The sequence below is a fragment of the Actinomadura verrucosospora genome (assembly GCF_039540335.1).
GTDB classification, from domain to species: domain Bacteria; phylum Actinomycetota; class Actinomycetes; order Streptosporangiales; family Streptosporangiaceae; genus Spirillospora; species Spirillospora verrucosospora.
In genome coordinates this window covers 117,532-126,265 of the sequence record NZ_BAABEV010000027.1, presented here as the reverse complement: position 1 = coordinate 126,265, position 8,734 = coordinate 117,532, and the positions used below count along the sequence as shown (strand labels likewise).

The window sequence follows — 8,734 nt, the reverse complement described above, 5'->3', positions numbered from 1 at the left end:
GGTAGGGAGGGTTCTGCAACGCCACCTGCGCCCGCAGGCCGGGGATCCGGCGGCCGGCGAGTGCGGTCGCCGGCGGTGGCCCGGCCAGCGCGGCGGCCGCCAGCATCCCGCCGCACGCGACGAGCGCGGCGCCCGCGCGTGTCCTGCTCCGTCGTCTCACAGACACCTCCAGAGTGGTTGTGACATTGCAGTGTACAATTTCACCTTTCTTTCGTCATTGTCCGGAAACGGCGTCGGGGGCGTCTCGCGGCCGGAAAGGGGGGCGCCACCTCGGCGAATTCCTTTCCCGCGTTTCGGGGGGGATCCGTCCGGGAGATCCATAACCCAGATCGATGGCGCGGCGTATGACCACGGGTCGTTTCCGCGCCACAAACTGCGGGCGCACGCTTCCCCGACCCTCCGGACCTTGGACCCCGGAGCCCTGCGACTCCGTCCGGCGCGCCTGCCGGACGCCCGCCCCATGGAGGAAGACCCCCCGTGAGAAACAGACGCAGATCGACCCGCTGCCTGCTGGCGTCAATGGCGGTGGCCCTCGGGACGACGTTCCTCGTCCCGCCCGCGAACGCCGCCCCGAAACCCCCTCCCGCCAGCGTCCGCCCCGACGGCGGCGACGCGCGCCACGTCCAGAAGGCGCCGCTGCCCGCCAAGGACCGGCCGCCGCTCTCCGCCGACAAGAACGACCTGAAGAGCAGCCCCGACCAGCCGAAGAAGCCGGCGGAGCACAAGCGCCCTTCCATGAAGGCCGCCCCGAAGACGAGCGCCAAGGCCGCCGCGGCCGCGTGCAGCGCGAGTGACTTCACGAGCCGTTCCGGAAGCGCGCTCGTCCAGCAGATCAAGTCGTCCACGACCGACTGCGTCAACTCGCTGTTCAGCCTCACCGGCACCGACGCGTACTACGCGTTCCGGGAGTCGCAGATGGCGAGCGTGGCGTACGGGCTGCGCGACAACGGGCTCTCCTACCCGGGCGACAACACCACCGGCACGGCCCAGCTGGTCCTCTACCTGCGGGCCGGCTACTACGTCCACTGGTACAACCCGTCGACCGTGGGGACCTACGGCCCCACGCTGAAGACGGCGATCCAGTCCGGTCTGGACGCCTTCTTCGGCAACTCCCGGTCGTCGACGGTCAGCGACGCCAACGGCGAGGTCCTCGCCGAGGCGGTCACGCTGATCGACAGCGCGGAGGAGAACGCCCGCTACCTCTACGTGGTCAAGCGGCTGCTGACCGGCTACAACAGCTCCTACGACGCGTCCTGGTGGATGCTCAACGCGGTGAACAACGTCTACACGGTGCTGTTCCGCGGCCACCAGGTCCCCGAGTTCGTCTCGGCGGTCCAGGCCGACCAGAGCGTGCTCGACACGCTCAACTCCTTCGCCTCGGGCCACCTCTCCCTGCTCGGGACCGACCGCAGCTACCTGACGTCCAACGCGGGCCGCGAGCTGACCCGCTTCGTGCAGCACACCGCGATGCAGGCGAAGGTCAGGCCGCTGGCCAAGGGGCTGCTCGGGCAGAGCGCCATGACCGGGAAGACCGCGCCGCTGTGGGTCGGCGTCGCCGAGATGACCGACTACTACGACAAGGCGAACTGCTCCTACTACGGCACCTGCGACCTGGCGCAGCGGCTCGCCGCGAACGTCCTCACCATCAACCACACCTGCAGTCCGAGCATCAAGATCCGGGCGCAGGACATGACGGCCGCCCAGCTCTCCGACAGCTGCGCCAGCCTCCAGAACCAGGACGCCTACTTCCACGGCCTGGTGAAGGACGGGAACCGGCCCGTCGCGAACGACAACAACACCACGATCGAGGTCTGCGTCTTCGATTCGAGCACCGACTACCAGACCTACGCCGGCGCGATGTTCGGCATCGACACCAACAACGGCGGCATGTACCTGGAGGGCGACCCGGCCGCCGCGGGCAACCAGCCGCGGTTCATCGCCTACGAGGCCGAATGGGTGCGCCCGGCGTTCCAGATCTGGAACCTCAACCACGAGTACACGCACTACCTCGACGGCCGCTTCGACATGTACGGCGACTTCAACGCCGGCGTCACCACCCCCACGATCTGGTGGATCGAGGGTTTCGCCGAGTACGTCTCCTACTCCTACCGCAAGGAGGTCTACGACGCGGCGATCACCGAGGCGGCGCGGAACACCTACGCGCTCAGCACGCTGTTCGACACCACCTACAGCCATGACACGACCCGCATCTACCGCTGGGGCTACCTCGCGGTGCGGTACATGTTCGAGAAGCACCCGGGCGACGTCTCGACCGTCCTCGGCTACTACCGGACCGGCAACTGGAACGCCGCCCGGACGTTCCTGACCAGCACGATCGGCACCCGCTACGACAGCGACTGGTGGACGTGGCTCGCCGCGTGCGCGTCGGGCGCGTGCGCTGGCGGCGGGGGCGGCGGCAACCAGGCGCCGGCCGCGCGGTTCTCCGCCTCGGCGAACGGCCTGGCGGTCTCCTTCACCGACCAGTCCACCGACTCCGACGGCACCATCGCCTCCCGGCGGTGGGACTTCGGCGACGGCGCCACCTCGACGTCGGCCAACCCGTCCCACACCTACGGCGCGGACGGCACCTACACCGTCACCCTCACCGTCACCGACGACAAGGGCGCCACCGGCACCGCGACCAAGCAGCTGGCGGTGTCGGCCGGAGGCGGCGGCGGGACGACCGAGTGCACCGGGACGGACACCCGCCAGCTCGGGCAGAACTGCCAGCGGAGCAACCTGTCGGCCACCCAGGGCAACCTGGCCTACCTGTACCTGTACGTGCCGGCCGGCACGCGGTCGATCAAGATCACGTCATCGGGCGGCACCGGCGACGCGGACCTGTACTACAGCCCCACCAGCTGGGCCACGTCGACGTCCTACACCCAGAGGTCCGTCAACGCCGGCAACGGCGAGACCCTGACCATCACCAACCCGCCCGCGGGCTACAACTACATCAGCCTCTACGGCAAGCAGGCGTTCAGCGGAGTGACGGTGAAGTCCGAGTACTGATCCCCCCACCCCGAGAACCGATCGCCGGGGCCGGACCGCGAGGTCCGGCCCCGGCCCTGTCACGAGGCGACCGGCTCGGTCTCCGGGTAGTGGCAGGCGACCTGGCGGCCCGCGGCCATCCTGAGGGACGGCGGCTCGGTGCGGCACCGCTCCTGCGCCTTGAAGCACCGCGGGTGGAAGGGGCAGCCGGGCGGCGGCGCCGACGGGCTCGGCGGGTCGCCGCGGAGCACGATGCGCTCCCGCGCCCGCTCGGCCACCGGGTCGGGCAGCGGGATCGCCGACAGCAGAGCCCGGGTGTAGGGGTGCGCCGGCGCGCCGTAGACCACGTCCCGGGCCCCGGTCTCCACGATCCGGCCGAGGTACATCACGGCGATCCGGTCGCACACGTGCCGGACGACCGCGAGATCGTGCGCGATGAACACGTACGCCAGGCCGAGCCGGCGCCGCAGGCCCGCCAGCAGGTTGACGATCTGGGCCTGGATCGACACGTCCAGGGCCGACACCGGCTCGTCCGCGACGACCAGCCGGGGGCCGGTGACCAGGGCCCGGGCGATCCCGATCCGCTGGGCCTGCCCGCCGGAGAACTCGTGCGGGTACCGGTCGAGGTGCTCGGCGCCGAGCCCGACGTACTCCAGCATCTCCTGGACGCGGGGCAGCGGGTCCCGCTCGCCCTGCGCCCGCAGCGGCTCGGCCACGATTGAGCCGACGGTGTGGCGCGGGTTCAGCGAGGCGAACGGGTCCTGGAAGATGATCTGCAGGTCGCGGCGCAGCGGCCGCATCTCCCGCTGGGACAGCCCGGTGATGTCCTCGCCGTCGAAGACGATCCGCCCGGCCGTGGGGTCCAGGAGCCGGACGAGCATCCGCCCGGTCGTGGACTTGCCGCAGCCGGACTCGCCGACCAGGCCGAGCGTCTCCCCGGCCCGCACCTCCAGGTCCAGGCCGTTCACCGCCCGCACGGCGCCGCGCCGCGTCTGGAACGTCTTGGTCAGGCCTTCCAGGCGGAGCAGCGCCGTCATCGGGGTCCCTTCGCGATCGTGAGCAGGTGGCAGGCCGCCGGGTGGGACGTGCCGAGGAGCGCCGGACGGGTCGTCTCGCACATCTCGACCCGTTCGGCGCACCGCGGATGGAACGGGCACCCCGCCGGCGGAGACAGCGGAGACGGCGGGGTGCCCGCGATCGGGGCCAGCTCGCCGGGCGTGCCGGTGAGCCGGGGGAGGGAGCCGAGGAGCCCGCGGGTGTAGGGGTGCAGGGGCACGGCGAACAGCGCGTCGGCCGGCGCCCGCTCGACCGCCCGTCCCGCGTACATGACCAGGACGTCGTCGGCGACCCGCGCGACCACCCCCAGATCGTGCGTGATCATCAGGACCGCCAGCCCGCGCTCGCGCTGGATCCGCGCGATCAGCTCCAGGATCTGCGCCTGGACGGTCACGTCCAGGGCGGTGGTCGGCTCGTCGGCGATCAGCAGGTCGGGCTCGCAGGCGAGCGCCATGGCGATCATCACGCGCTGGCGCATCCCGCCGGAGAACCGGTGCGGGTGGTCGCCCGCCCGCTCCCGGGCGTCGGGGATGCCGACGTCGGCGAGGACCCGGACGGCCTCCTCGCGCGCCACGCGGCGGGACGAGCCGAAGTGCAGCCGCCGCGCCTCGGCGATCTGCTCGCCCACGCTGTAGTGCGGATGCAGCGACGACAGCGGGTCCTGGAAGATCATCGCGACCTTCCGGCCGCGCAGCGCGCGGACGCGCTCGCGGTCCGCCCCGACGATCCGCGTCCCCGCCACCTCGATCGACCCGCTCACCCGGGCGCCGTCGAGCAGCCCCATGATCGCCAGGCTGGTGACGGACTTGCCGGAACCGGACTCGCCGACGATGCCCAGGGTGCGGCCCTCCTCCAGGGAGAACGACAGCCCGTCCACCGCGCGGATCGTCCCCTTCGCGGTGCGGAACTCCACGGCGAGGTCCCGGACGCTCAGCAAGCTCATGCGCGCTCCTTCTGAGGGGCGGCCCGCCACATCCCCCGGTTCGCTCCGCTCATGCGTGCTCCTTGTGGGGGTGCGCCCCCCACACCCCCCGGTTCGCTCCGCTCATGTGAATCTCACCTGGGGATCGACCACCGCGTAGAGCAGGTCCACGACGAGGTTGGCGAACGTGATGAAGAAGGCGGCCAGCAGCGCCACGCCCATCACGACCGGCTGGTCGGACTTGTCGATCGAGTCGATGGTGAGCCGCCCGATGCCGGGCAGCCCGAACACGCTCTCGGTGATCAGGGCCCCGCCGAGCAGCGCGCCGAGGTCCATGCCGAAGACGGTGAGGACCGGCGTGAGCCCGGCCCGCAGCCCGTGCTTGGCGACGACCGTCCGCTCGGGCAGGCCCTTGGCGCGGGCCGTCCGGATGTAGGGCTCGGCCATCGTCTCCACCATCGACGCCCGGGACAGCCGCGCGTACATGGCCGCGTACAGCAGCGCGAGCGCGACCCACGGCAGCACCAGGTTCCTCGCCCAGGCGGCGGGGTCCTCCGCGAACGGGACGTAGCTGGAGTAGGGGAGCAGCCCCCCGATCTGGACGACCAGCACGGTGAGCGCCATCGCCGTGAAGTAGATCGGCAGGGACGCGGAGGTGAGCGTGCCCACCATCAGCGCCCGGTCCAGCAGCGAGTCCTTGCGCAGCGCGGAGACGACGCCGACGGTGACTCCGCCGGCGAGCCACAGGACCGCCGCGCCGACGGCGATCGAGAGCGTGGTCGGCAGCCGCTGCATCATCAGGTCCCAGACCGGCGTGTTGTTCTGGTAGGAGAACCCGAGGCACGGGAAGTGGCACCGGACGGCCTGCGGCCCCGAGCCGTAGCTCCGGCCCGCGACGACGCCGCCGAGGTAGTCGGCGAACTGCCGCCACAGCGGCCGGTCCAGCCCCATCTGGTGGTGGAGCATGGCGAGCCGCTCCGGCGTGCACGACTTGCCGCACGCCTGGAGCGCGGGGTCGGCGGGGAAGACGTAGAAGATCGTGAAGGTCACCGCGCAGATGACGAGCAGCACCCCGGCGACCCCGGCCAGGCGCGTCGCGACGTACCGGGTCACCGGCCCGCCCCCTTCGGGTCGAGGGCGTCCCGGAGGGCGTCGCCGAGCAGCGTGAACGCCAGCACGGTCAGCAGCAGGCAGACGCCGGGGACCACGAAGAACGTCGGGTCCACCTGGTACCAGTCGATCGCCTTGGCCATCATCTGGCCCCAGGACGCGTCCGGCGGCCGGACGCCGATGCCGAGGAACGACAGCGCCGCCTCGGTGCCGATGTTGACCGGGACGGTGAGCGTCGCGTAGACGAGGACCGGCGCCAGCAGGTTCGGCATGACCTCGCGGAAGACGATGCGGTGGCGCGGCATGCCGGTGGCGCGCGCGGCCTCCACGAACTCCCGGTGGCGCAGCGAGAGCGTCTGGCCGCGCACGATGCGCCCGATGTAGGGCCAGCCGAAGAAGCCCATGACGAACACCAGCTCCAGCGTCCGGTCCCCCTCGGGCAGCACCGACACCAGAGCGATCATGAAGATGAGCTGCGGGAACGACAGCACCAGGTCCATGACGCGGCTGATCGCCGCGTCGACCCGGCCGCCGGCGAAGCCCGCGGTGAGGCCGAGGGCGGTGCCGGCGGCGGTGGCGACGCAGGTCGCCGCGACGGAGATCAGCAGCGAGATCCGGGCGCCGTAGACCATGCGGCTGAACACGTCCCGGCCGGTGCCGGGCTCGACGCCCAGCCAGAAGTCGCCGTCGGCGCCGCCGAACGCCCCCCGGGGCGCGCCGGCCAGCGCCTTGTCGATCTTCTCGGGGTGGAACTCGTTCGGGCCGTGCCCGTTGAGGGCGGTGAGCAGCGGGGCGGCCAGCGCGAGCAGCACGAACAGCGCGATGATCGCCAGCCCGGCGAGGGCGGCCGGGTCGCGCCGCAGCCGCCCGCCGGCTGGCCGCCACGGCGACCGGCCGGCGGGCACCGGCACGCTGCCGGCCACTACATCACCCCGATGGTGGCGAAGTCGAACTCGCCTTCCCAGATGGCGTGGCCGAACGCGCCGGTGACCTTGGAGCCGCGCAGCAGCGGCAGCTTGTCGTGGATCAGCGGGACCATCGGCGACAGCCCCATCAGCTCGCGGTCGAGCGCCGTCCACGCGGCCGGGTCGTTCCCCTTCACGGCCGCGCCGATCTTCTCGTTGACCGCTCGGTCGTTCATCTGCGAGACGACGGTGTTGCCCTTCGGCGCGATGGCGCGCCCGTCGAAGATCGGCGGGATGAACGAGGCCGCGGACGGGTAGTCGGCGCACCACCCGTAGAAGACGAGCTCGTCCTCCTTCGCGGTGTCGCCGATGGTGTCGTAGTAGACGCTCTTGGCCACGGAGTTGATCCGGACCCGCACCCCGACGCGGGCGAGCGCCTGCTGCACCGCCTCGGCCTCGGACTTGCCGAGCTCGCTGCTGGTCGTCGTCAGGGCGATCGAGAACCCGGCGCCCTTGCCGGCCGCGGCGAGCATCCGCCTCGCCTTGCCCGGGTCCCCGTTCGGCGGCGCCTGGTAGACGTCCTGCGCCCGGCCGCCGGTCATGGCGGGCGGCAGGTAGGACCCGGCGAGCTCGCCGACGCCGCTGCCGCCGTGCGCGGTGCGGTAGGCCTCCTTGTCGATCGCGTACTGCATCGCCCGCCGCACCGCCGGGTCGTCGAACGGCGGCTTCGCGGTGTTCATCGCCAGGAACCGGGTGCACAGGCTCGTCGCGCTGACGAACCGCTTCCTGACGTCCGGGCGGGTGAGGATGCGCGGCATGCTCGCCGGCGCGACCGAGTACAGCGTGACCGCGCGCTGGTCCCGTCCCTGGTCGGCGATGAGCCGCTGGTCGATGGCGGCCTGCGCGAGGCCCTCCTCCACCACGATCTTGTCCGGGTGGGCCTGGCGGACACCGTCGGTGGCCTTGTCCCAGTGCGTGTTCCTGACGAGGACCAGCCGCCGGCCGCGGTCGTAGGACTGGACCTTGTAGGGGCCGGAGGAGAAGGGGCGCCTGTCGAAGTTGACGCCGGTGTCCCTGGCCTTGGGGACGGGGGCGAACGTCGGAAGCGTGGTGACCTTCGGCCAGTCCATCGACGGCTGCTTGAGCCGGAACACGACCGTCCGGGCGTCCGGCGCCGCGATGGAGGCGAGACCGTCCTTGTCCTTGTAGGGCCCCTTGTACCCCTCACCGCCCTCCAGCATCGTCCTGGCGTAGCCGGGGCCTTCCGGCAGGTCGGGTGCGAAGGAGCGCTCGATCCCGTACTTGACGTCGGCGCTGGTGATGGGCGTCCCGTCCTCGAACTTCAGCCCGGGTTTGAGGTGATACGTCCAGGTCCTGCCCTTGTCGGGCGTGGTGCCGGTGTCGGTGGCGAGGTCGGGGACGACCTGCGTGCCCGCCTGGCCCTCCCTGGCGGCGTAGGTGGTGAGCGTCCGGTAGAGCAGCCGCGTGCCGAAGTCCATCGCGAACATCACGTAGTTGCGCTGTGGGTCGAGATGGGCGAAGTCCTGCGTGTACAGGACGGTGAGGGTGCCTCCGGCCTTGGCGGCGGTGGCGTCGTCCCCCGAACCGCAGGCGGAGGCGCCGGCGACGGTGCCGAGCGAGGCGGCGAGAGCGAGGCAGGTTCTGACCGGACGTTTCATGGCGTCTCCGTGCATCGACGGGCGGAGTGCCATATAAAATAGTACAGTGCAATTGCACTACAAGCCCCGTT

6 protein-coding genes are annotated in these 8,734 nt (G+C 71.4%); 1 reads left to right on the top strand and 5 read right to left on the bottom strand.

Features of this window, described 5'->3' with window-relative positions:
- Positions 1-477: 477 nt before the first annotated feature.
- On the top strand, positions 478-3,012 hold the full coding sequence (locus ABD944_RS26465; RefSeq protein ID WP_345180990.1) for a collagenase: 2,535 nt from the start codon (positions 478-480) through the stop codon (positions 3,010-3,012).
- A 59-nt stretch (positions 3,013-3,071) separates the two neighbouring features.
- Here ABD944_RS26465 and ABD944_RS26460 read toward each other — a convergent pair whose 3' ends face one another.
- From ABD944_RS26460 to ABD944_RS26440, 5 genes are all read right to left on the bottom strand, one after another.
- Entirely contained in the window at positions 3,072-4,028 is a 957-nt protein-coding gene (locus tag ABD944_RS26460) for an ABC transporter ATP-binding protein (RefSeq protein ID WP_345180987.1), read from the bottom strand.
- Positions 4,025-4,990, bottom strand: coding sequence for an ABC transporter ATP-binding protein (locus tag ABD944_RS26455; RefSeq protein ID WP_345180983.1), 966 nt, complete (start codon positions 4,988-4,990; stop codon positions 4,025-4,027). Before ABD944_RS26455 ends, ABD944_RS26460 begins: the two co-directional genes overlap by 4 nt.
- 102 nt (positions 4,991-5,092) lie before the next feature.
- Complete coding sequence (locus ABD944_RS26450) at positions 5,093-6,082, bottom strand: ABC transporter permease (RefSeq protein ID WP_345180980.1); 990 nt, start codon at positions 6,080-6,082, stop codon at positions 5,093-5,095.
- Complete coding sequence (locus tag ABD944_RS26445; protein ID WP_345180978.1) at positions 6,079-7,002, bottom strand: ABC transporter permease; 924 nt, start codon at positions 7,000-7,002, stop codon at positions 6,079-6,081. The genes ABD944_RS26450 and ABD944_RS26445 overlap by 4 nt, the downstream gene beginning before the upstream one ends.
- On the bottom strand, positions 7,002-8,663 hold the full coding sequence (locus ABD944_RS26440) for an ABC transporter substrate-binding protein (protein WP_345180975.1): 1,662 nt from the start codon (positions 8,661-8,663) through the stop codon (positions 7,002-7,004). Before ABD944_RS26440 ends, ABD944_RS26445 begins: the two co-directional genes overlap by 1 nt.
- Between the last annotated feature and the right edge of the window lie 71 nt (positions 8,664-8,734).